The 24,382-nt window shown below is 50.0% G+C and carries 20 protein-coding genes; 6 read left to right on the top strand and 14 right to left on the bottom strand.

The window, feature by feature from the left end; genetic code table 11:
* Positions 1–3: 3 nt before the first annotated feature.
* Genes HRM2_RS10900 through HRM2_RS10880 form a run of 5 tightly spaced genes read right to left on the bottom strand, consistent with a single transcriptional unit; the run spans position 4 to position 3,427 of the window.
* Positions 4–726 (bottom strand): MlaA family lipoprotein, encoded by a 723-nt coding sequence (locus HRM2_RS10900; protein ID WP_015904069.1) that lies wholly within the window; start codon positions 724–726, stop codon positions 4–6.
* Positions 723–1,346, bottom strand: coding sequence for an MlaC/ttg2D family ABC transporter substrate-binding protein (locus tag HRM2_RS10895; RefSeq protein WP_015904068.1), 624 nt, complete (start codon positions 1,344–1,346; stop codon positions 723–725). Before HRM2_RS10895 ends, HRM2_RS10900 begins: the two co-directional genes overlap by 4 nt.
* Before the next feature lie 33 nt (positions 1,347–1,379).
* Complete coding sequence (gene mlaD / locus HRM2_RS10890; protein ID WP_015904067.1) at positions 1,380–1,829, bottom strand: outer membrane lipid asymmetry maintenance protein MlaD; 450 nt, start codon at positions 1,827–1,829, stop codon at positions 1,380–1,382.
* Positions 1,830–1,857: 28 nt separating this feature from the next.
* Complete coding sequence (locus HRM2_RS10885) at positions 1,858–2,610, bottom strand: ABC transporter ATP-binding protein (protein WP_015904066.1); 753 nt, start codon at positions 2,608–2,610, stop codon at positions 1,858–1,860.
* A gap of 7 nt (positions 2,611–2,617) precedes the next feature.
* Complete coding sequence (locus HRM2_RS10880) at positions 2,618–3,427, bottom strand: MlaE family ABC transporter permease (RefSeq protein ID WP_015904065.1); 810 nt, start codon at positions 3,425–3,427, stop codon at positions 2,618–2,620.
* A 266-nt stretch (positions 3,428–3,693) separates the two neighbouring features.
* On the opposite strand from HRM2_RS10880, the gene HRM2_RS10875 reads away from it, so the two are divergent.
* Together HRM2_RS10875 and HRM2_RS10870 are read left to right on the top strand one after the other, a co-directional pair.
* On the top strand, positions 3,694–4,146 hold the full coding sequence (locus HRM2_RS10875) for a hypothetical protein (RefSeq protein ID WP_015904064.1): 453 nt from the start codon (positions 3,694–3,696) through the stop codon (positions 4,144–4,146).
* Positions 4,147–8,361, top strand: coding sequence for an acyl-CoA dehydratase activase (locus tag HRM2_RS10870; RefSeq protein WP_015904063.1), 4,215 nt, complete (start codon positions 4,147–4,149; stop codon positions 8,359–8,361).
* Here the strand turns inward: HRM2_RS10870 and HRM2_RS10865 are convergent.
* From HRM2_RS10865 to HRM2_RS10850, 4 genes are all read right to left on the bottom strand, one after another.
* Positions 8,331–9,113, bottom strand: a complete 783-nt coding sequence (locus HRM2_RS10865; protein ID WP_015904062.1) for a hypothetical protein — start codon at positions 9,111–9,113, stop codon at positions 8,331–8,333. The genes HRM2_RS10870 and HRM2_RS10865 overlap by 31 nt on opposite strands.
* 110 nt (positions 9,114–9,223) lie before the next feature.
* A complete protein-coding gene (locus HRM2_RS10860; RefSeq protein ID WP_049770436.1) occupies positions 9,224–11,707 on the bottom strand; it encodes a DNA internalization-related competence protein ComEC/Rec2 in 2,484 nt (827 codons plus the stop codon).
* Between the two features lie 171 nt (positions 11,708–11,878).
* Positions 11,879–13,132, bottom strand: coding sequence for a UDP-N-acetylglucosamine 1-carboxyvinyltransferase (gene murA / locus HRM2_RS10855; protein WP_015904060.1), 1,254 nt, complete (start codon positions 13,130–13,132; stop codon positions 11,879–11,881).
* 496 nt (positions 13,133–13,628) lie between these two features.
* Entirely contained in the window at positions 13,629–13,970 is a 342-nt protein-coding gene (locus tag HRM2_RS10850; protein ID WP_015904059.1) for a hypothetical protein, read from the bottom strand.
* Positions 13,971–14,251: 281 nt separating this feature from the next.
* Here HRM2_RS10850 and HRM2_RS10845 point away from each other — a divergent pair, with 281 nt between their 5' ends.
* Both HRM2_RS10845 and HRM2_RS10840 read left to right on the top strand, forming a co-directional pair.
* Positions 14,252–14,929, top strand: a complete 678-nt coding sequence (locus HRM2_RS10845) for an acetate--CoA ligase family protein (RefSeq protein ID WP_015904058.1) — start codon at positions 14,252–14,254, stop codon at positions 14,927–14,929.
* A gap of 1 nt (position 14,930) precedes the next feature.
* Positions 14,931–16,394, top strand: a complete 1,464-nt coding sequence (locus HRM2_RS10840) for an acetate--CoA ligase family protein (protein WP_015904057.1) — start codon at positions 14,931–14,933, stop codon at positions 16,392–16,394.
* A 22-nt stretch (positions 16,395–16,416) separates the two neighbouring features.
* On the opposite strand, the gene glpX is transcribed toward HRM2_RS10840, so the two are convergent.
* The 3 genes from glpX to HRM2_RS10825 form a co-directional block, all read right to left on the bottom strand.
* Positions 16,417–17,403: a class II fructose-bisphosphatase gene (gene glpX / locus HRM2_RS10835; RefSeq protein WP_015904056.1), complete on the bottom strand. Its 987-nt coding sequence runs from the start codon at positions 17,401–17,403 to the stop codon at positions 16,417–16,419.
* Positions 17,364–17,720, bottom strand: a complete 357-nt coding sequence (locus tag HRM2_RS10830) for a hypothetical protein (RefSeq protein ID WP_041273204.1) — start codon at positions 17,718–17,720, stop codon at positions 17,364–17,366. The genes glpX and HRM2_RS10830 overlap by 40 nt, the downstream gene beginning before the upstream one ends.
* A gap of 71 nt (positions 17,721–17,791) precedes the next feature.
* Positions 17,792–18,442, bottom strand: a complete 651-nt coding sequence (locus HRM2_RS10825) for a LexA family transcriptional regulator (protein WP_015904054.1) — start codon at positions 18,440–18,442, stop codon at positions 17,792–17,794.
* Positions 18,443–18,492: 50 nt separating this feature from the next.
* Between HRM2_RS10825 and HRM2_RS10820 the strand changes: the two genes are divergently transcribed.
* A complete protein-coding gene (locus tag HRM2_RS10820) occupies positions 18,493–19,248 on the top strand; it encodes a flagellar basal body-associated FliL family protein (protein ID WP_015904053.1) in 756 nt (251 codons plus the stop codon).
* Positions 19,249–19,306: 58 nt separating this feature from the next.
* Here HRM2_RS10820 and HRM2_RS10815 read toward each other — a convergent pair whose 3' ends face one another.
* Both HRM2_RS10815 and HRM2_RS10810 read right to left on the bottom strand, forming a co-directional pair.
* The gene (locus HRM2_RS10815) at positions 19,307–20,710 is read right to left on the bottom strand and encodes a GTPase/DUF3482 domain-containing protein (RefSeq protein WP_015904052.1); all 1,404 of its coding nucleotides are present in this window, start codon (positions 20,708–20,710) and stop codon (positions 19,307–19,309) included.
* Positions 20,707–22,362: a DUF2868 domain-containing protein gene (locus HRM2_RS10810; RefSeq protein WP_015904051.1), complete on the bottom strand. Its 1,656-nt coding sequence runs from the start codon at positions 22,360–22,362 to the stop codon at positions 20,707–20,709. Before HRM2_RS10810 ends, HRM2_RS10815 begins: the two co-directional genes overlap by 4 nt.
* Before the next feature lie 319 nt (positions 22,363–22,681).
* On the opposite strand from HRM2_RS10810, the gene HRM2_RS10805 reads away from it, so the two are divergent.
* The gene (locus tag HRM2_RS10805; RefSeq protein WP_015904050.1) at positions 22,682–24,325 is read left to right on the top strand and encodes a fatty acid CoA ligase family protein; all 1,644 of its coding nucleotides are present in this window, start codon (positions 22,682–22,684) and stop codon (positions 24,323–24,325) included.
* The last annotated feature ends 57 nt before the right edge of the window (positions 24,326–24,382 follow it).

Below are 24,382 nucleotides of genomic sequence, written 5' to 3'. Positions count from 1 at the left end.
GGCCTATTGTGAAATTCGCTTGCGTCTGAGCTGGATATAGGCGTCCTTCATGGACACATAGGGATCCACTGCCGCCTGCTTAAACGACTCGTAGTAACCCAGTTTAAGGGAGAGATCGTTGACCGTTTCAAAGGCCGTAAGCCCCAGGGATGCTTCCAACGGGGTAACATAGGACAATGGGGTGATAAACCGATCGCCCACGTCACCAACAAGATCCCTGAGGGTTGAAGGCCCCAGAAAGGGAAGAACAATGTAAAATCCCTCGTTTATGTGACAAACGCCAAAGGTCTGACCCAGGTCTTCCTTTGAGTTTTTCAATTTAAAATGATCCTGGGCAACGGAGAAAAAGCCCAGAAGACCCACGGTTGAGTTGAGCACAAAAATCCCCACCTCGGACTCGGCACCCCTTACTTTTCCCTGCAACAGAGAGTTCACAAACCGAACAGGAAACATGAGGTTGTCAAATATGTTGCCAATACCGATCCTGACCGGTTGCGGAACCACACGGCCATATCCGGTTGCCACGGGTTTGTACACCCAGAAATAAACCTTATCATTGAACCGGTACATGAGCTTGTTAAACCCAGCAATGGGGTCTGCCACGGACTGCTCTTTCTCAACCTCATTGTAATCCCCGAACAGGTCACCCACATCCTGATCCTTGGCCAGGGCAGAAGCAGGAAGGGCCAGGGCAACGATCAACAGCGTAAAAATAATATATCTCATTTAGCAACCTTTTTTTTGAGTTCTGCAATCATGCTTTCAGGTGTGTCCATGAACCTTACCCTGTACTGCTCCCGGTAATTTGCCACCATGCTCACCCCTTCTATGATCACATCGTAGACCTTCCAAGCAGAATTTTTTTCAAGCATCCTGTAGACCACCGGGGTTTTGACACCATTATGGGAGACAAGGGTTGGAATGTCCGCCCGGCGCACACCCGAACTTGTCGGGGGCAGCATTTGTGCCTCGTCATAGGAGATCAAAACATCAGCAAAGTCATGGCCTTCCATTCTTGAAAAATAGCTGTCCGCCACCACATGGGAAAAAAGACCTATAAATTCAGTCCTCTGTATCGGGCTGAATCTTCGCCAGTTGCTGCCAAGGGCTCCCATGGAAAGACTTGCAAAATCAAAAACCTCGCCGGCCTTATCAAAGAGTCGCTGGTTCCTGTGGACCAACCCTGCGTCGGTTGTTTCAACCGGCTCATTCAGGATCAGGATAACATCATCAATACAGCGTTTTAGAACAACGCCCGGCAATTCCTCCTGGGCCTGGGCCAGACTGAAGGTTGATCCTGCACAGATCATCACCATGACAATTATAAAAACAATTTTTTTAATCATTTCAGCTCCCATCGTTTTTGACACAAGAGCGCTTTACTCTTTGCCGGAAAAAATATACTTGCTCACAAGGGATTCAAGATCCAGGGCTGATTCAGTATGAAAAATAGTGCCCCCCGGAGAAAGGGTGGTTTCAGATCCACCTGGAGAAAGATTGATATACTTGTCGCCAATGATCCCGGAGGTTTTAACAGACGCGATAACATCCTCACTTAAAAGGATTTTCTTATCAAGACTTATCTCAACCTTTGCCACAAAACGTTCCCGGTCAAGGGAAATTGAAGCCACCTGACCAACGGCAACACCTGCCATTTCTACATCTGCGCCGGGCTTGAGCCCTGCCACCGAGCCAAAGAAGGCATTGAGCGTATATTGATCCCCCTGGTTGATCCTCAGTCCGCCCAGTTGAACCACAATATAGGCACAACAAACGAGCCCGATAATCACAAAGAAACCCACATAAAGCTCAACGGTTGTTTTTTTCATCTATTTCTGCTCCTCTTCTGCTCCTCGTTCATTTGTCCTCTTCCATTCCTATGCCATTGATAAAGGAACTCACCTCTTCCAGGGTCGAATGCCGGATCTCGTCCGGGCTGCCCTGGAAAATAATTTTACCTTTATCCAGCATGGCAACCCGCTGGGCTATTTTAAAAATGTCGGGAATTTCGTGGCTCACCACAACGGCTGTGAACCCGAACCGCCGCTGGTACTCCTGAACCATGGCATGGACGGCATTTTTCCTCACTGGATCAAGACCGGTTGTGGGTTCATCAAACAGCACCACATCCGGTTCAGTTACAAGGGCCCGGGCCAGGGCCACACGTTTTTTCATTCCGCCGGAAAGCTCGGCAGGATAGCGACCCTCAATGCCCGAAATTTCGAGCTGCTCCATGCGTGACATCACACGTTCACGGGTCTCGTTTTTTGATAATCCAAGCCCTTCGGTCAGGGGAAGGGCAATGTTTTCAAAAATATTCAATGAGTCAAAAAGCGCGTTGTCCTGAAACATATAACTGGTTTTTCGCTTAAAACGCTTTCTTGCACCTTTGTCCATGGCTGACAGATCTTCACCTGCCATGATAATGGACCCGGAATCCTGTGTTTCAAGGCCGATGATATGTTTCAAAAGAACACTTTTTCCGCACCCGCTCTTGCCAATGACAACGGTGATCTCTCCTTTGTATATGGAGAGATTAACCCCCTGCATCACAAAATTTAAACCAAAACGCTTTCTGACATCCTTAAATTCAATAAACGGCTTTACCATGATGCCCCTAGAGCAATAAATAGGTTATAACGTAGTCACACACAAGGACAAGAACACAGGAATTGACAACGGCCGTTGTGGTGGAAAAACTCACCCCCTTGGCGCCAAACCCTCCCCCCCTGTGCAGATGTGTAAAATAGCCCCGACTGCAGCACACGGTTGTCACCACAAGGGAAAACACAAGGGATTTCACAAAACCGCCCGTGACATCGGTCATGAGGACACTCTCCTCGACCCTGAACAGGTAAATACCTGAATTTATACCGAGCATCAGAGAGCCGGTAAGGTAACCGCCAAAGATTCCGATCACATCAAACAGGGCCGTAAGCAGTGGAAAGCTGATGACTGCGGCAATGATCCGTGGCGTAAACAGATACCGAACAGGATTAATATCCATGGTATCAAGGGCATCTATCTGCTGGGATATGCGCATCACCCCAAGTTCGGCAGCCATGGCAGACCCGGCCCTTGCCGTCACCATAATGGCCGTCAGCACAGGCCCGAGCTCCCGGATCAGGGTAAGGGCCACGGCCGAACCAAGCATCCCCTCACTGCCGAAACGCACAAGGGTGTAGTACCCCTGCAGGCCAAGAACCATGCCGGTAAAAATTCCGGTCAGAATGATCACCATCATGGATTTCATACCGATAAACCAGATGTGCTCAATAATCTTGGACAGTTGAAACGGCGGTATCAGGAGCTGGAACAATCCCTGGGAAAGAAACAGCCAGGCCCTTCCAATGCCTTGAACAAAGTCCAGGGTATTTGATCCAAGAGCCCCTACCCTACCAGTAAATTCGTTAATCTTTGATTTCAATGGAATTTCCTGCCATTTTACCCGTTTGTGGGTTGTATTAGTATCCAGTGTCCTTTGTCAGTAAATACCTTGGTAATCTCAAAAAATAATTAGCGTATCATATAACAGATCCCCCCACAAAACAAAAGCGTATTTATCCGCATTTTCCATTGACACCACCTTTATTTTGGAATACGTATTAAAAAAAGAGTACATACTAAAAGCAAAATCACGCATTAAAAACGCAATTTAACAACAACCAACACCTAACACTACGGATTAGAATTATGGCACGTAAGATAACCTTGAGCATACCCGATCTGCTCCACGAAAAAATGGAAGAGTGGAGGCAATCGTTTAACCTTTCAAAAATGTTCCAGGATGCCCTTGCTGAAGCCATTCTAAAGAAAGAAGAATTCCAGCGGCGGTTCCAAGAAGATACCTCAATGTCCGAGACCATTGAACGGCTCAGGAGGGAGAAGAGAGTCTCCGAGGGTAATTTCCTGGAAAACGGGAGAATCGAAGGGTTTCAATGGGCAAAAAGCGCCCACTACGATGACCTCATGTATGCCCTTGCCCTTGAATCAGTAACGGCCCTGGCCAATGACGAACGGCTTGCACCCTGTTTTGCCCCGATCAGTGAAAGAGACCAGCTCACTGACAAGCACGTACGACTGTTTATCCAGGGATGGCAGCGAGGAATCACCGAATTCTGGAATGAAATCAAGGAGAAACTTTAAATGAATTCATCAACTGTTCTGGGCATTGACATCGGTTCTGTATCGGTTTCAATCGTCACCATGGGATCTAACCGGGGGTTGACCGGTTCAGCATCTGTTTTCCACCATGGAGACATTCCAACCGCCCTTGAAAAGACCCTTGACGCAATTGATCTTTCCAGGGTCGCCCTCATTGCTGCAACCACATCCACTCCCCAATCCATCAAACGGGATGTTGAGATCGACGACCAAGTGGCCATCATTGGCGCTGCCAAGCATATCCACGGCAAAAAAATAGGATCCATCCTCAATGTTGGCGGTGAGAAATTTTCCTTGAGCCTTTTTGATGAAAACGGCAACTACTCTGGATCAAGGACAAACACCTCGTGTGCGGCAGGAACTGGCAGCTTCCTTGACCAGCAGGCACGCAGGCTTGAACTTGAGACAGCCGAACAATTAAGCCGGGCCGCAGCCCAGAACACTGAAGCAATCCCAGACATTGCCACACGGTGTGCTGTATTTGCAAAAACAGACCTGATCCATGCCCAGCAGGAGGGTTTTTCCATTGCCCAGATTTCAGAAGGGCTCTGCCAGGGCCTCAGCAGAAATATTTTCAACACGGTGTTCACATTCGGTGACATCCGGACACCCGTTATCTTCTGCGGTGGGGTCTCCAAAAACGAGTCGGTCCGGGCCCATCTGTCATCGTTGATCAAGGCCCCCCTTGTATGTGATGGAAACTCCCATCTCTATGGTGCGGTGGGGGCTGCCCTGGCAGGAGTTGAAAAGGTTGACCTCATTAAAAAAGGCAATCACCCCTATGCCGGGATAACCGACATTTTCATCCCATCAACGGGATCAAACAATCACACCTATCCCCCTTTGGATTTAACCCTTTCCGACTATCCAGAATTTAAAAGTTTTAACTCTTTTGTTCAAAACGGTGTTGAAATCGACATCTATGTCGACCCAGAAACCGTGGAGATACAAACCGGCTACCTTGGCATGGATGTGGGATCCACAAGCACTAAGGCCGTTCTAATCACCGGCAAGGGAACAGTGATTGCCGGATTTTACGCAAGGACCGCATCAAAGCCCGTCAATGCGGTTCAAAAAATCATACGTGCCATGGACGCGTTCATCAACGACAATGGACTGTCCATCACCATACTCGGGTGCGGCACCACGGGTTCCGGCAGAAAGCTGTCGGGCGGCATCATCAATGCCGATCTTGTTCTGGATGAAATCACAGCCCACGCACGGGCTGCCCATGAACTCAACCCAGACGTCGATACCATCATCGAAATCGGCGGTCAGGATGCCAAGTTCACCACCATGAAAAACGGCATGGTCACCTCCTCGTTCATGAACACGGTCTGTGCCGCTGGCACGGGCAGTTTTATCGAGGAGCAGGCATTAAAGCTTGACTGCCCCCTTGACGCATACTCAACAAGAACCCTGGGGGTCTCATCTCCTGTATCAAGCGATCGGTGTACGGTTTTCATGGAGCGGGACATGAACCACTTTTTATCCGAAGGGTACAACGTGAACCAGGTACTGGCATCGGCCCTTCACTCGGTGCGGGACAACTACCTCACCAAAGTGGCATCCATTAGCAAGATCGGCAGCACTGTCCTTTTCCAGGGAGCAACGGCAAAAAACCGGGCCTTGGTTGCAGCCTTTGAGCAGAAGCTTAAAAAACCGATTCACGTATCCAGATACTGCCATCTCACAGGGGCTCTGGGCGTGGCCCTGACACTCAAGGACCAGGGCGTTAACCAGAAACAGTTCAGGGGCTTTGACCTGTGGAAGACCCCCATCCCCGTCCGCCAGGAAACCTGCAAGCTGTGCATGAACCACTGCAAGCTCACCATTGCCGACATCAACCATGAAACCGTGGCCTTTGGCTTTCTCTGCGGCAGGGATTACAAGGATGAACATTACGTGGCAAAGCAGGAACATTTCCACCTGATCCGGTCAAGGAAACCAGCGTTGAAACTGCCGGAATCCCCCCTCCCTGACTCGGGGTTCACCCTGGGAATTCCCGCAGGCCTTTACCTTGTGGAGGACCTTGAAATGTGGCAATTATTTTTCAGCCTTTTAAAGATCAAGACCGTCACAAGCAAAGGTTTCAAAAACGACGTAGCCCTTGGGAAAAGCGTTGCCAATGCCGAGTTCTGTACGCCCATGACCGCCATGCACGGCCATGTATCCCATCTTCTGACAAAGGCCGACTACATCTTTCTGCCCTTTTACTTTGAAGACAAGGATAAGGCGGAAAAGGATAAATCGACAAGACGCCAGTACTGCTATTACACCCAGTATCTGCCAAGTGTGGTGTCAAACATTGCCGGCATGGACAAAGACCGCCTGGTGTCACCGGTGATCAAATATCTTTACACAAGCTTTCACACCAAGCTTGAACTCTACAAAGCCCTGAAACAGATTTCACCCACCAGGATCAGTTTTTTTGACATCTCCTCGGCCTTTGACAAGGCCGTTGAATGGAAAAAAACCGCTGGAACAGCCTTGAAAAAAATATACACGGACAATGGTGCCAAAGGGTCAGACATTGACGTATTAGTGATTGGAAGACCCTATACCGTCCTTTCCGATTCGCTTAACTCAAAAATCCCGGATATCTTTTCCTCACTCAAGGTCAACCTTTTTTTCCAGGACATGGTCGACCTTGACGGGGTGGATATAAGTCCCATTGCCCCACTTTTAAAAGAGATCCACTGGAAACATGCGACAACCATTTTGAGGGCAACCCTTCTGGCGGCCCAAACAGACAACCTGTATCCCGTGTTTGTCACCTCGTTCAAGTGCTCGCCAGATTCGTTCACCGTCAATTATTTCAAACAAATCATGGAGGCCCATGACAAGCCCTACCTTGTACTGGAACTTGACGAACACGATTCAAGCGTGGGGTATGAGACCCGGATCGAGGCAGCCATCCGTGCCTTCAGAAACCACAGCCACTACGGCAAAATTCCCGCCACAGTACCCCTTGGGCACCTAAACCCCGATATTAAGGACAAACCCGGCAAAAAAAACCTGGTGGTTCCCAACTGGGATTCCATCACCGGCGCTTTTCTGGTAGCCACACTGAGGGGTGAAGGCTTAAATGCCATCCTCATGGACGAGACTCAGGAAACCATCAAACAGAGTCTTGCCACCAATACAGGCCAGTGTATCCCCTTGAATGCCATTGCAAGCGGGTACATCAAAACCATTGAAAACCATGGCCTTGATCCAGCCGACACCCTTTTATGGTTGAGCAAATCAGATATCGCCTGCAACATAAAGATGTATGCCCACCACATCAAAACCATCGTGAACCGGGCAGGCAACGGTATGGAAAAAGCCGGAATCTACAGGGGAGAACTCTCGTTCATTGATGTCAGCATAAAGGCTGGGATCAACTGCTACTTTGCGCACATGTTCGCAGGCCTCCTAAGAAGCGCAGGGTGCAAGATAAGACCCTATGAAACAGTCAAAGGTGCTACGGACAAGGCCCTTTCAAAGGCCATTGAAATACTGGTCCCTGCCTTTGAAGGCAAACGCACAAAGGAGGACGCCCTTGCCGAGGCAGTGAGCCTTCTTGCCTGGGTGGACGTAAAAAAAGAGCAACGGCCAAAGGTTGCCGTTTTTGGTGATTTCTACGTCCGGGACAACAATGTAATGAACCAGGATCTTGTCCATTACATTGAGGCAAACGGCGGAGAAGTTGTCACCACCCCCTACTACAGGTTTGCCAAGATGATCGCAGAGCCCTATTTTAAAAAATGGTTTAACGAGGGCAAATACATGAGTCTGATTTCAACGCGGGCACTTCTTGCAACAATGAAAAAAATGGAGAAACGCTATTACCGCTACTTTCAGCCCCTTTTAAATGAGCCTGAAATCGAGTATACCGACAATTTTAAACAGGTGCTTGAGGACTATGGTGTTCTGCCCGAGCACACGGGTGAATCCATGGACAACCTGCTCAAGATCCATTACATCACAAAGGAGCACCCAGATCTTGCCCTGTTTGTCCAAACCAACCCCTCCTACTGCTGTCCCGGCCTTGTCACCGAAGCCATGGCCGCAGCCATTGAGAGGAAAACAGGCGTTCCGGTTCTGAGCCTCACCTACGATGCCCTTGGCGGAAACAAGAATCGGGTCATCATCCCCTTTCTTGCCTATTCCGGGAAACGGGACTACTCCCAGACCTTGAGAAAATCAGTCTGAATCATGGTGGGCAGGTATCGTTCAAGACCGGGGTGCTTTTCAAGAAGGCTTCTCTGAAACTTGATGCGCTGGGTACAAAGAAGACTATACCTGTCCACCGACCGTCTGTAATTCAAGTAATAGGCATCATAGTTCTTAAGTTCCAGGGGACTTTTCGCATCAATGTATTCAAAATTGTCAAAGGTATAATTCAAAAGACTCTTAAAATCGGCAAGATATTCTTCGAGCCCCTTTAGATAGGCCGTTACAATGGGATTGATAAAAAAGTCCTCAATAAAAAGAAAATCCCTGAACCCTTCTTTTTCAAGGCTCGCTTTGTAATACTGAATAAAGGAGGTGAATCGTTCAACATCGTTTTTGTTCCTAATTATCTTCACCTGGACGATACCGATGAAAGAGAGGGCCTCCCCAATGGCCGTGCGTTTTGATATCACCTTGCTCATGGACTCAAGTTCCTTGATGGCCTCGTCAAGGGCAATGGTAGATGCCATGAGTTCTTCGCTCATCTGGATCATCTGTCGTTCCTCAGGCGTATGGCGGGCCATGGCAAGGTAGGCCTTTTCCTTGGAAAAAAGATAAAACTCACCCGTGCAGACAATAAAGAAACAAAGATAAAAAACCGTTACTAATACAATTTTCTTTTTAAGGCTTGATTCTGAATTCGCCCGAATAAAGAAATATGGTGCTGTAACCGGAGCAAACAAAACAACAATAACCGCCCACAGCTGGCCCTTATTTTGAATAACCGGCATGGCCGGATCATGGTCTCTGCCCTTGCCAGAACAAAATTTAAAACTCTCCAGCGGGTGATGCTTTGGTGGGCATTTCACATATAAAGATATGAGCAACAATAATGATGCTGTCAGGGAGAACAGGAAGTAGAGATAAAACAAAATTTATTTCCTTTTGAGGTCATGATTTCACAACAACTGCCCGTGGAGATGATCTGAACGGCACCTGCAAGGCCTGTTTCAAACAAACGGTACCCACGCCTTGTGTAGCGTTCAATAACCGCGGCATGGGGAAAACCATACCGGTTTTTAAAACCACAGGATATGATTACACTCTTGGGCCGGACTTGATCAAGGAAAAAACCACCACTGGAACTTGAACTTCCATGGTGGGGAGATACAAGAACGGTGGATAAAAGCCTTTTCCCCCTTACCCTGACAATTTCTTTTTCAGCATCATTCATGATATCCCCGGGAAAAAGAACGGATATATTACCATGGGTTAATTTTGACACAATGGAGTTATTATTGGCATTTTCTGATCTTTGGCCCAGTGGGTATAAAAATTCCAACTGTGCATCACCAAGGTTGAGGCGCTCAAGCCCAGGCACAATTTCGACCCTGATTCTGCGGTGCTCGACCACAGCCATGAGATCCCGATAATTGTCCTTCTTTCCCGCTTCTGAATTTTTAATAAACCGACCGACCTTAAAATTGTCCATGATGTAAATCAGACCGTTCATGTGGTCTGACTCAGGATGGGTGAGCACAACGGCATCCAGGGTTAATATCTTTCGAAACCATAGAAACGGTGCAACAATGCGTTCGCCGGTATCAAAGGTTGAAAACCTGGAAAAACCGCCGCCGTCGATCAGCACCCTCTTTCCTTGGGGCGCTTCGATCAGCGCGGCACTCCCCTGTCCCACATCAAGGACAAAGACATTTACATTTTTATTGAAAAAACGGTCCAATATCAGGAAATATTCCCTGGCAGAAAAGATAACAAAGGCCGCAACCACAAGCAAAACCCCTCTTTTCTTCATATTTTTGAACACCATGAAAAGTCCGAAACAAAACAGATAGTAACATGAAATTTCAACAAAATCCGGCGTCACTGCATGGGACCAGGCCATGGAAAGGGCAGAAACCCACCCTAAAAAATCAATGCAAAACCCGAGAATAAAACCTGCCAGGGCCACCAGAAGGGCTGACAACCCCACGAAAAAAGGGTAGACAAAAAGAGCAAGCAGCCCAAGGGGTAGAGCCAGAAAGCCTGCCCCTGGAATGAGAATCAGGTTGGTGAAAATGCCTGCAAACGAAATTTGGTTAAAATAATGCATCACCAGGGGTTGGGTGCCAAGAATGGCAAACAAGGAGACCGCCATGAACATTCCAACCCTCTTGATTGCCCTGTTGAAAAAAGAACCACCTGTGTCTGTATCTGCGGTCAGTTTCTTCACAACGGCCATTCCCCCCAGGATAAAGAGAACCGCAAAAAAAGAAAGTTGAAAGGATATGGAAAAAAGCGCACCCGGCCAAATTATCAGGATAGCGATGAAGGCAGCTGCAAGGGCATTTACCGTATCAGCCTCCTTTTCAACGGCAAGGCAGACCATCACCATGGCGACCATGGTGAACGCCCTCTGGGTGGAGGGAGAAAACCCTGAAAGCAGCGCATAAAAGATCAGGGGTACCAGGGTAAAGACTGCGGCAAGTTTCCGGGCAACCCCTGAAATCACGAGCAAAGGAAAAACAGAGAACAGGCGGTTGAAAAGATTAAACGAGACAAGGGCAACAATCGAGAGGTGAAGACCTGAAATAGCAAGAATATGATTGGCCCCGGCCCGTGAAAAGAGATTTCCCAGGTCCTGATCGATCCATTGCCGATTCCCTGTAACAAGGGCCGTTAAAACTGCTGCCGCGTTCTGATTTTCAACATTTTGTCTGATATGACGGCCAAACTGCCTGCGACACGCTTGAATCAGATTGACGGCAAGGCAGATGGGCTGAAACTTGCGTGACTGGGGCAACCGGACAAGGGCATTACCCTTTACCCAACCCGTACAGTAAATGCCCTTTAACCCCATATATCCCCTGTAATCAAACCCACCGGGGTTGTTAAAATTACGGATTTCCCTTAGAGGTGAACTGCACCCTATGCAGTCATTGAACGCCAGGGCAGTTAAAAGATCCGGGCATGGGGAATAGACCGAAAGCCGCAGTTTTCCCACAGCTGCTTTTGCCGTTGACCGGGTCGTTCCGGCTTGTTCAACCCTGAGCTCAAACCGGATACGACGGTTTGAAGATACTGGAACCGAAGCGATCCGGCCTTGGACCCACACTGCTTTTTGATCACAAAAATTTACAATATGATTTTCTGAAAAAACCGGCCACACGGTGAATTGAATCAGACAATGGCCCACTGCAAAAAAAAGAACCGCTGGAACGATTCCCAGGGGCAGTTCGTGTAACACACGCATCACAAGAACCGTGAAAAGAAGGGCACAGCAGAAAATTTCCACACCCTTGCTTCCAGGAATTAGCCTGCCAATTGCAATACCACAGCCAAGGGCAAGGCCAACTGGCACAAGCGGGGGAAGGGAGAAGGGTGTCAAGGGTTTGCCATGAGTTCCTCCCGGGCCTATTGTTTAAACAAAAACCATCCCATCTGCGGCGTTACTGCAAAAGGCTGGGACCTTATATACAGTAGAACACTCCGGTTTTAGAATTTATAGCGCCTTGTATATGGGCAAGGTTTCGCCCAAACACAGATTCTCAGGCAGCCTTTATTTAACCCGTTTGATATCTGCTCCCAAGGCTGAAAATTTTTTCTCCAGAGCCTCATACCCCCGGTCAATGTGATACACCCGGTGGATGGTGGTCACCCCCCTGGCAACCAGCCCTGCAATAACAAGGGAAGCACTGGCCCTCAGGTCCGATGCCATGACTTCAGCCCCACTAAGGGCATTCACACCACGGACCATGGCATAGTTTCCCCCGGATATGGAGATGTCTGCGCCCATTCGCTGGAGTTCGTTGACATGCATGAACCGATTTTCAAAAATCGTCTCATGGATCACGCTGTTGCCCTGGGAAATGGCCATAAGCACCATGAACTGGGCCTGCATATCCGTGGGAAAGCCTGGATAGGGAAGGGTTTTTATGTCTGTGCTCAATATTGACTTTCCCCCTGACACCTTCACCCCATGGTCTATAATCTCCACAAGGGCACCGGTCTGGCGAAGTTTGTTGATTATGCCCCCCATGTTTTCCGGCTCACACCCGGTGACAAGGACATCACCGCCCGTTGCCGCGGCAGCCACCATAAACGTTCCCGCCTCTATTCTGTCGGGAATCACATGGATGGTTGCAGGGCTCAGCCCATCAACCCCGTTGATCCGTATAACGGCCGTTCCTGCACCGGTCACCCTTGCCCCCATGAGATTGAGGGCATTGGCCAGGGCTGTAATTTCAGGCTCCCTTGCACAATTTCTCAAAACGGTGGTCCCCTTTGCAAGGGTTGCCGCCATCATAAGATTTTCAGTTCCGGTTACCGTTGGAATATCAAAATAAATTTCATTGCCCTTAAGCCGGTCTGCCTTGGCCTCAATATAACCGTTTTCTATGGTTATGGTCGCCCCAAGGGCTTTTAGCCCCTTTAGGTGCATGTCCACGGGTCTTGCGCCAATGGCACAACCGCCCGGGAGGGAAACCCTGGCATGGCCGAATCGAGCAACAAGGGGCCCCAGCACAAGGATGGAGGCACGCATCTTCCTGACAAGTTCGTAGGCCGCCTCAATTTTATGGATGCCTGAGCCGTCAATAAGGACCGTTCCCTCGCCTTCCTCACATCCTGCACCCAGATCCCTCAAAAGCATCTTGATACTTCTAACATCCACAAGGTCCGGCACATTGGTGAACGTCATTGCACCATCCACCAGGATAGATGAGGCAAGCAGGGGAAGCGCTGCATTTTTTGCACCGCTGATCCTTACCTCTCCTGTCAGGCGCTTTCCGCCTCGAATCTCTATTTTATCCATCTATAAATCAACATTCCATCATTATTTTAAAGGTTGAAAACTCAGCTTTCGAAATTGGCTGTTCACATGGGGGCACCCTTTCATTATTGTACTTTTGTAAAGCTTGGAAAGGGAGCAAGTTATTATCAAAAGCACACTATCACACGCCTGACCTCAAGCATCAAAGTTGAAGTTTGAAAGTTGAGTTAAAATTTTCATCCATGCTTGCCAAGCATATATCATCTCACCTGAAAAAATGATAGGAATCCCTGAAAATTTTATGTTTTTCATTATTTTCCGGATTAGAAAAAACGTACTTTGGCCATGCCGGGAATCCTAATTAGTGCCTGACCGAAAACCTGTGTTTGAGCGAAAAATTGCCCATATGCAAGGCGCAAGAAATTTTGAAACCGGAGCGTACTACTGTACGTGAGGATTTCAGGATTTTGCAGCAACGCCGCAGATGGGTGAGTTTTCGTTCAAACACTAATTAAAAATTGCTGTTGTTGCCATACCGTTAAATGGACATGGAAAATCCAACACAATACCCCCCCTTGTACGGGCCTGAAATAAGCGGGGTGATATGGCGAAATTCAACCTTAATTCCAAGGACCCCCTTGGGATTGATATAATCCATGTCCATGATTGATCCAGATTTCAAAAGGGGCAGCACCTCTTTCTGGGCCTTGATCACAAGCATGCCTATTCCTCCCCGGCAGATATTCAACACCTTAAACTGATATTTCCTGCCCTGGATAAGGGCTTCTAACAGATGTCCGGTATCCGAAGGTTCAATCAAACTTCTTGTACTGGTTCTCTTTTGCAACGGTTGTTTGTTTGCCGACTTTTCCAATCCCATACCCTCGTTTTAATTGTATTGCAACCCGTTTTTACCTGTCATTGATCAGGCAACCATAACATATCCATATATGGAATCTCAAAAAGAGTAAACATCCAGTTGAAATCAACACCGAGTCATTCAACAGAACATCGTTTAATTGCCCTTGACAAGGAAATGTTCCTCTGCTACCCCAAAGGGTAAAAACAAAGATCAACCGGGCACCTGTTCGTTATCATATTCCCACAGGCCGGTGGGACTGAAATCCCGACGAAGGACAGATTAAGGGAGAATCACAATCCATGGAGATCATTCAAACCGCATTAGAAGAAGGCCTTCCCGCACTTTCAGAGCATCAGTCAAAAAAAGTATTGGAAGCCTTTGGTATACCAACAACACGTGAAACCCTTGTCCACGGTTGCAAAGAGGCCGTTGTCACCGCAGAAACCATGGGTTATCCCGTTGTCTTAAAGGCATGCGCTGCCCATCTGATGCACAAGAGCGAAAAAAACTGTGTTCGGCTGAACCTGACAGGCCCGGACCAGGTCAGGGATGCCTATGATTCGATTATGGATAGCATTGACGTTGAGATTGACGGCATCCTTGTGCAGGAGGCCATCCATGGTCAGCGTGAACTGATCATGGGCATGACCCGGGATCCCCAGTTTGGGGCCTGCATCATGCTGGGAATGGGCGGAATCGCAACCGAGATCTTCAAGGATTCCGTGTTCCGGGTCGCCCCATTTGACCGTGGAGAAGCGACTGACATGGCCCGGGAATTAAAAGCTGCGGCCATGCTTGGCCGGTTTCGAGGCCAGGCCCGGGCCGACATGGACACCATCTGCAACTGCCTCATGGCCCTTGCAGCCATTGCCCTTGACCACCCTGAAATCTCAGAAATAGATATTAATCCACTGATCATCGATCCCCAGGGTAAAGTTACAGCCGTTGACGCCCTGGTGGTTTTGGGAAATCGATAAAATGATACCTTCATCCATTGAAAACAGTGAAATTTATCCCATTGCAAACCCTGGAAGCATTGCATTTTTCGGGGCCTCGAACAACCTGGCCGCCATGGGCACAACCGTACTGGGCTGCATCTGCGCCATGGGATACGCCGGAAAAATCTACCCGGTTCATCCAAAGGATCGTGAGATCAAAGGGTTTCAGGCCTTTCAAAGGGTGTCAGACCTGCCGGAGATACCGGATCTGGCATATATCGTGCTCCCCACCCCAGTTGTCGTTGAAACCCTCGAGGCCTGCGGTCAATTGGGAATTCGCCACGCAGTGATTGTTTCTGCAGGATTTAACGAGGTGGGCGGACAAGGAAAACAGCTGCAGAGCGAACTCACGGCCGTTGCAGAAAAGTATGGAATCCGGTTCCTCGGACCCAACTGCATCGGTGTGATCAACACCCACCTCAACCTCAACGCCACCTTTCTTCCCTATGAAGCGGGTAGGGGGTATATCGGCATGGCATCCCAGAGCGGCAGTTTCATCACCCAGATGTCACCCCACATGAGCCGCCTGGGCATGGGGTTCAGCACAGGATTCAGTATTGGGAATGAGGCCAATGTGGACATTGTGGACTGCATGGCATACCTGGGCGCATGTCCCAATACACGGGTGATCGCCCTTTACATTGAATCCATCCGCCGGGGAAGGGCCTTTATCGACACGGCAAGGGCCATTGTCCCGAAAAAACCCATTGTGGCATTTTATGTGGGGGGATCGGATGAAGGCAGACGGGCCGGTTTTTCCCACACGGGCGCCCTTGCCGGACCAGACCCCCTTTACAACGGCGTGTTTCGCCAAAGCGGGGTGATCCGGGCAAGCTCCATTGAAGAGCTGTTTGATTTCTGCTATGTCCTTGGGGCCTCTCCCCCGATACAGGGCAACCGGGTGATCGTTCAGACCCATTCAGGCGGTCCTGGGGCTGCGGCAGCAGATGCCTGCGGACGAAACGGTCTTCATCTTCCAGCCCTGACCGCTGCAACCCTTGAACGGTTAAAACCCCATGTGCCCCATACGGCCAGTGTGGCAAACCCTGTGGATTTAACCTTTACCAAGACACCCCTTGATTTCTTCCAGACCATTCCCCAGATACTGACGGCCGATGAAAATGCAGATGCACTGCTCATCTATTTTCTGGCAACGAGCCGGATGATCCAGGTGGTATTAGAGGCCCTTGGTGTTTCAGATGACATGTCCGGGGACAAGGCGGAAGAGATCATCATTCAGCAGGCAGATGCCATTGCTGCACTGGGCGAACAGATCAAAAAGCCGATTGTGGGATTCTCGTTCCTGGCCCGGAAGGAATCAAGCCTGATCAGGGCGCTCCAGGACCGGGGGATACCTGTACTGCCAAGCCCTGAACGGGGAGCCAGGGCCTTGGCGGCCCTGGTGAAGTACAAAAACCTCAGGGAAAAACTGACCCAGGGTTAAGGGACATGGAAATTTTTACCGGTCAGGAATCGTATTTGACCGAACTGAAACCCATGAGTTTCTCCCAGTTGTGCCTGGATTCGAGGATGCGCACGGTGCCCGTCTTTCCCCGCATGCCAATGGAATGGGTCGTGGCGCCGCCGCCCGTATATCTAACGCCGCGCAAGAAAGTGCCGCCCGAAATCCCGGTTGCGGCAAAATAGACATCATCGCCCTTTACCAGGGTGTCAGCCGTTAAAACAGTCTTCAGGTCCAGGCCAAAATCCAGAACAGCCCTTTTTTCCGATTCAAGCTGGGGATCAAACCGGCAGAGCATCTCGCCGCCAAGGGCCTTGATGGCGCAGGCGGCAAGCACGCCTTCGGGGGTGCCGCCGGTACCCATCATCAGATCCACCCCAGAATCGGGATTCACGGCCATGAGGGCGCCTGCCACATCCCCGTCTGTGTGGAGCTGTATCCTGGCACCGGTCTCCCGAATTTTCTGAATAAGCCCCTGGTGCCTGGGCTTTTCAAGGACAAAAACCACAAGATCTGAAACATCCTTGTCAAGGGCCCGGGCAATCTTGATCAGGTTTTCACCCACCGGTGCATCAAGGTCCACACACCCCTTTGCCTGGGCCGGGACAACGAGTTTTCGCATGTAGAAACTGGGACCGGGATCGAGCATGGCACCTGCCGGGGCCGCACTGACAACGGCAATGGCATTGGGTCTTCCCAGGGCAAGCAGATTGGTTCCCTCAACCGGATCAACGGCAAGATCCACCTTGAGTCCCTTGCCATTGCCGAGCCTCTCCCCGTTGTATAGCATGGGGGCCTTGTCCTTTTCCCCTTCGCCTATGATCACGGTGGCATCCATATCAAGGGTCTTGAACGAAATGCGCATGGCCTCAACCGCTGCCCTGTCCCCGTTCTCCTTATCTCCCTTGCCAAGCCAACGTCCCGAAGCAAGGGCTGCCGCTTCAGTTGCCCTTACAAGGTCAAGGGCAAGATTTCTCTGGGGTGCTTCCATTTATTTCTCCTATCTTTGAAAGGTGGTGTCATCTTTGAATTCAAGGCATGAATACCATTTTTAGTTTCTTGTGGGAACAGGATATTTTCACAGGTGTCAAAAGTTTCACCAGAAGGGTCCTTCACAGGTTCTCGTTCAAACCGGGCCCCTGCCCTTGCCATCAGGACCGTTGCCGCTAAAAAGATCACGAGGCCCACAAGGTTGGTCCATGGCATGAAGGGATTGTCACTGCCGGCCAGCAGCAACCCTGTGACCCATAAAAAACCCGTCGATGCAATTGTGGCCTGGGCTTTAATCCTTTGTCTGTCAAGTTGCATTGTCTCCTCCATATGTATTGTTTTTAACCCAATTGATGAAAAAACTAAACAAGGCGGATAAAATTTTTTAGTTACCGATACTCCCGGCAGCTCCACACCACCTTGCCGATGATCCTCACCTTTTCAACCTCGTCAAGGGATAGAAAAATCGGCTGATAATCCCTATTTTCACTGGTAAGCACCAGCTTGTTGGGATGTTTTTCAATTCTTTTTACAAGGATGGTATCCTCAATACCAAGGGCATAAATGGCACCGGCCAGGATTTCTGTCTGGGACTGGTCGATCAACACCGTGTCTCCGGCCCTTAATTCCGGCTCCATGCTGTTTCCAAAAACCTCCATGGCAACCATGGCGTTTGCCGACCCCTTCCTTGTCAGCCAGCGTGACTGAAAGGACAGATAGTCCGTCACATCCGACAGGGTTTCAAACGACCCGGAGCCGGCGGAAAGCCTTGCCTTGACCTTGGGAATGGTTTTAAATTCAATATCCTGGCTTGTCTCCACATTAAGAAAGACCCTGCCAGCCCCGGTTTCGATCCAAACGGGGTTTAAACCGAATTTGCGGTAAAGTTTTACAATCCAGCGGTCTGGAATCTCATTTTTCCTGCGGGCGTGGGTAATGCCCGACCGGTTGATGCCAAGGGCATCGGCAAGTTCCGTCTGGGACCGAATCCCGGTCACCTCAAGAATACGTGCGATTAAACCGTCAATTTTATTCATCATGAATTTCCTTTGGTTCTGTTGTTTCCTTCCATCCCACAGGTGGTGAAAAAATGCAACAAGTTTTTTTTGACTTTTTTCAGGCACTCGGGTATGAACGGTGTATGTTTGGTAAAAAAAAAGAAAAAACCGTTGAATCGGACAAAGGGCCTGACCTGAAAAAAACGGCTGAAAAAAAATCTTCAGCACCGGGGGAATCACCTGTGACAAGGGGACCCTCACCCAGGTCTCTGAAATTTCGAAAACGCCTCAAATACATCATCATTGCGATGCTTGTTCTGTGTGTCCTGGTCGGGGGCGGATTTGCCGGGTATACCTTTTTCCTGAACAAGGAAACGGGCCGGCATTATGTTGAAAAAGAGCTCGCCCATATTACCCTGCCCCCGGAAATGATGAAATTCTGCTTTCAGAACCTGCCCGACCTTTTTGATGAATTTCAGCGATTCAGTCTTGAAATGACGCGCCTTGACCGTGAAATACAGCGCATAGAAGCCATTGCCGCAGCCTATCCTGACCAGTCTTCCATTGCAGACAAGGAAAAAAAAATCTGGACCAGCGCAAGAACCCGAAGCCTTAAAAATTTTGAAAAGATTGAAAGCCGAGTCAGGCAGATATATGTAACCTTCCAGATCAATCTGGAAACCGGAACGACAAGACTTGACCAGGAACGGCCGGAACTTTTACAACAAACAACCGAAATTATAAAACCAATTCTGGCCCTGACGGACCGAATTAAAACCACCGGACAGCCCCCTGACGGTGGATGGGTCAAAAAAACCATTTATAAGATCAAACATCTGTTCATCTAACCGGCATTTTCCATGGGATTCGACTTGTGTAATTGAATCATGCCTGCCCCGTTTTATATTAGATCACCTGCCTTAACCGCCGGGCAATGGCATCAACCATGGCAATCTTGGTCTGATTCTTCTTCCCGGGTTCCCGGGTTGCCACCCTTGAATAAAATGCGTTGCAGATCTTCTTTGTTTCCTTGTCCCAGGGGGGGATGTTGACCCCAGGAGAAGAAGCCTCTTCGTTTTCTACATCCGGATAGTCCCTGCGGCCATGGGCCCAGTTGATAACGGAGCTGTAAAAGAGAAAGGCCCGGTCCAGAAGTACATACACGAGCTGGTCAGAGTTCATGGGCCGAATGGTGATCTGATCCCTGCCTAACCGTATTCCCTTGAACTTCAGCCCGGCCATGCGGCTGCCACCAAGCATTGCCGAGGCAGCACCAGCCACTCCCCCAAGGGCGGAAAAAATCCCAAAGGTCAGTCCAGCAGCAGCCGTGTCCACAATGGCTCCGGCGCCCATGCCTGCCACACCTGCCGCAACAATAACCTCCCTTGGGGTCAGACCCAGGAATTGCCATGTTTTCTCGCTGAAAAGGTCATTGTTGAGAATGGAATTTCGGGAAAGAGCCAAATTGAAAATATTATGTTTAAAGAGCTTTCGGATGTCATCGTGGGCTTTTTGTTCGATCTGCCTGACCTTGTCCAGAAATTTCTTTTCAAGGGCAACCCGCAAATCCTCGGGGCTTACCGACGGATTCAAGGTGCCGGTTATGGTGGTCGACAAAATTTCCTGGACCATGACAACCATGATCAGGGCCGTCAGATTAATACGATGGTCCCAATCCTGTTTAAATGCCTGGATCACCCTGGAAAGGCTCTCCTGCCAATCCTGGTCCACGCTTTTTAAACATTCGAGCAACTCGATGCGTTCCCGGTAGGTGACCCTGTGGGCGTTGAATTCCCGTATACTGTTAAAGGTTCGCCTGAATTCGTTTTTCCAAGACTCAAGGTAGGTGGTGTCTCCGCCCTTGCAATTGATGATAGACATGCGCGGCCGACCGGTCAGGCGCAAAATTTCCATCTCGGCCCTGTCATCTCCCCTTACCGGCCTTGACCCGTCAACCACATAGATGATACCGGCCCCCCTTGCAACAGGGCCCAGAAGTTCACACTCGTCTCTGAAATCAGGATTCTCACCATGGGCCGCAATAAAAGCCTGGACCAGCCTGTCCTGGGGACCGGTATACTTTTGGAACCAGCCAAGTGTCTGGCGCGGATTTTGAAAACCGGGGGTATCTGTAAAACGAATCACCTCGGTCTTATCGATGGTCACAGGAAAGGTCTGGCAGACAACCGTTTCTCCGGGATAGGGTCCGATCCTGACCCGGTCGTTTTCAGCCAAGGTCGACACCACCGAGGATTTTCCCTCGTTGGGATGGCCCAGGATGGCAAATTCAGGAATCTGATTTTCTTTCATGGTTGTACAAGGTCCTCCACATGGATAAGGGGGTCTCCCAGGCCATTGATCTTCATGGTCCAGATTTTCCGGTCCTGGGAATCCGGGACAGTAAAAAGATTATCCGGTCCGGGTTTTCCTATCAGCACCACCACCAGGGGTATTCTTTCGCCGCCGGCGCGAACCTTGACGATAAAGTTAAGGATCTCACGGATGGGCGGCATCCAGGCCTCCTGGAGCATGACTATTCCTGCAACGCAGTCTGCAACGGAAATGATGGCAGCGACTTCAGCGTTTGTATCAAGTCCAAAGCGCAGGATGGTGTCAACACTACGATTCAGGCGGTCTTGTACCTTTTCTTTAAATTCTTCCGTGTTGCAAACATCAAAAATATCGTCATGGACAAGGGCAAGGAAGGGCTCCGGCATCTCCTGGTTTCCAGGGGTCAGGGGTATATCCCCATCCAGGCCCCGGTCCTTGTTCATTATCGGCACCCGGTCCGAATCTTGCGGCACTTCCCGGTCAAATTCAAGCCTTGACACCTGGGAGTCAGCGGATGCCATGGCACCCCTGGGGTGCCCATGCCCCCCCCCTGAAGTTCGGAGCTCGGGGTCATCAGCAGGGGCCATGGTGACCCTGGGAGTGACCAGGCGACGGACCAGTTTCTGGACGGCCCAGCCATCAAAGGAATATTGTTTCAAACATCGCCCCTGGACCATACCTCCCATCACCAGAAGCAGAATTCGGGGCAAAAGGGCATAAAACACAACAGTCAAGCAGAGAAAAGGCCACCAGGATACAAGATCTGACGTGGCAAGATCGTAGATACCGTCCTTGAGAATCAACCGGGTGCCCTGGATCTGTTCGGCAGAGGGAAACCCCACCCCTTCAGGCACTGCCCAGGACCAGGGAAGCGCTACCATGGAAACCACCCGATGGACAAAATCAGCGCTCAAATTCAAGGTGGACTGCCAACCAAAGGCTGTATCAAAAAAAGCAACTCTCCCTAAGGTTGCCCCCAGTGCACCCAGGTTAAACCCCACCCCAAAAATCTGCATCAGAACAAACAACGGCCACAGGAACAGATGACCGTGGGCACGCCGGGATCGCCTGAAACTGCCCAAGGCTGACATCAGTGCATCCTGCTTCATCCGTGAAAGCCTGCCAAGGGTTTTCTGGAAAAGCCTGATAAGCGCCCGCTCCACAGCAAGGCCAAGCACCGGGTATATCCCGAACCCTACCCCTTTGTCCGGCCGGACGACCATCACCAAAAGTCCTGCCAGGGTAAGGAACAGAAGCAGGGTCTGGGGAACCAGAATCACCCCGAAAAAATAACTGATGTTCAACGGCATCCTTCCTGTATAGGAAAACAACGACAGACAAGCCAGGAAACCCGTCATCACTCCCCCGACAAGGAACCCACCCCGTAAAAGTCTGAATCCGCCATCAACCAGAACACCTGGAAGAGTGCCGGTATTCTGCCCCATGAAAAAAAGCCATAGACGGACAAGGGTCCGGGGCAAAGGTCGGGTTTGGGCGACAAGAGGTCCAATCTTTTCAAGGTAGAGACGCCGGTCCCTCTCTGCCAGAATCTTTTCATCCTCAATCCTGCTGTCCTGACCAAGGAGATATTCAAGATCAATGACATCACCGATTGTCCACTTTTTTTTCATATGCCTGCACTTGTGTTAAGGTTAAGCCTGATGTGATTTAATTTTTTGATCAATCTACCGTTCAATGGCCCATCGGTCAAGCCCTTAAACGCCACTGTCAGAGCCTGGCCATGTAAATCCATTGCACATGGCTGTATGCCATCCTCATCTCTTCCTTGTTTTCAATTGCAGCCTGTGTTAACAAGGTTCCTTAATAATAATCTTCCCATAGCCGGCACGGCCGAAGCAGGGTATCTGCCCTGGCCTCAACGAATTTTGAAACGCCGTCATTGACAATGCTTTGGCAAGTGTTTCATATAAAAACAGGTAAGGTAATCCCATGAATGACCATATCAACATCTCATCCTGGCTGAAACAAAGCACGGCAAGGCATCCATACAAAAGGGCCGTGGTCTATCCCGCATCAAGGGACAGCAAGGGCCGGGTTCTCTACAGTCAGCTCACCTTTTTGCAGCTGGAACAGCAGAGCGATCAACTCGCCTTTGGCCTTGAACAACGGGGCATTACCCGGGGCACCCGGACCATTCTCATGGTACCGCCCGGTATTGCGTTCTTCACCCTGATCTTTGCCATGTTCAAGGTTGGGGCAATTCCCGTTGTTGTGGATCCAGGCATGGGAATCGACCGGATGCTGTCCTGTTTTGAGCAGGGCAGGCCCGAGGCATTCATCGGCATTGAAAAGGCCCATGTCCTGAGAATCCTTAAACGCGGTTTTTTTAAAACCGTCAAGGTGTGGGTCACGGTTGGCCACAGGTGGTTCTGGAACGGCGCCACCCTGGATCAGCTCATGGTCAAGGGGAACGATCCATTTCCCGTGGCCCAGACCACGACCGACGAAACAGCAGCCATTCTCTTTACCACGGGAAGCACGGGGCCTGCCAAGGGGGTGGTTTACACCCACGGCAATTTCCACGCCCAGCTGGTCCAGATACAAGAGCACTTTAAAATCGGACCCGATGAGATCGACCTGCCCACCTTTCCCCTGTTTGCCCTGTTTGACCCGGCCCTTGGCATGACGGCCGTTATCCCCGACATGGACCCGACCAAGCCTGCCTTTGTCAACCCGGAACGGATCATTGAAGCTATCTTCAACCAGGGTGTAACCAATATGTTTGCCTCCCCAGCCCTGCTCAACCGGGTGGGCAAATTCGGCAAGGCCAATGGTATCAAACTACCATCCTTGCGCCGGGTGATCTCGGCCGGTGCCCCTGTTACTCCGGCGAACATCGAACAGTTTTCATCGATGCTTGAACCAACCGCGCAGATTCACACCCCCTATGGCGCAACCGAGTCCGTACCCATTTTATCCATTGAAAGTAACGAGATTCTCACCGAGACAAGGGCCCTTTCCGAACAGGGTTTTGGCATCTGTATCGGACGCCCCATCTGCGACACAGAAATTGCCGTCATCCAGCTCAGCGATGATCCCATCAAACACTTTTCCGAAGATCTTGTTGTGGACAACAACGAGGTGGGTGAAATCATTGTAAAGGCACCCCTTGTCACCCGCCGCTACCACAACAACCCCGAAGCCGACATGCTGTCTAAAATCAAGGATGGGGATGGGTTCTGGCATCGCATGGGAGACCTCGGGTGGAAGGATTCCAAGCAGAGGATCTGGTTCTGCGGCAGAAAGAGTCACAGGGTAGTCATGGGAAAAGACAACCTGTTTACGATTCCCTGCGAGGCGATCTTCAACAACCACGAGTCCGTATTCAGGAGCGCCCTTGTGGGCGTCGGCCCCAAACAGATGCAGACCCCCGTAATCATCATCGAGCCGATTCCAGGATTGAAAGACAAAAAACATCTTATCCAGGAACTTGAAACCCTTGCCCTGTCCCATGACCTGACAAAAGGAATCAAACATATCCTGATCCACCCGTCATTCCCCGTGGATATCCGGCACAATGCAAAAATTTTCAGGGAAAAACTTGCCGTGTGGGCCACAAAAAAACTCAGCTGACAGGGGTCCACAGTCGAGTCAAAAATTGTAAGACAACCCCATCTTGCAACGTGTGGC

The organism is Desulforapulum autotrophicum HRM2, from assembly GCF_000020365.1.
GTDB classification, from domain to species: Bacteria; Desulfobacterota; Desulfobacteria; order Desulfobacterales; family Desulfobacteraceae; genus Desulforapulum; species Desulforapulum autotrophicum.
Note: the sequence above shows the minus strand (reverse complement) of the source record. Positions and strands in the feature narration are given on the sequence as shown.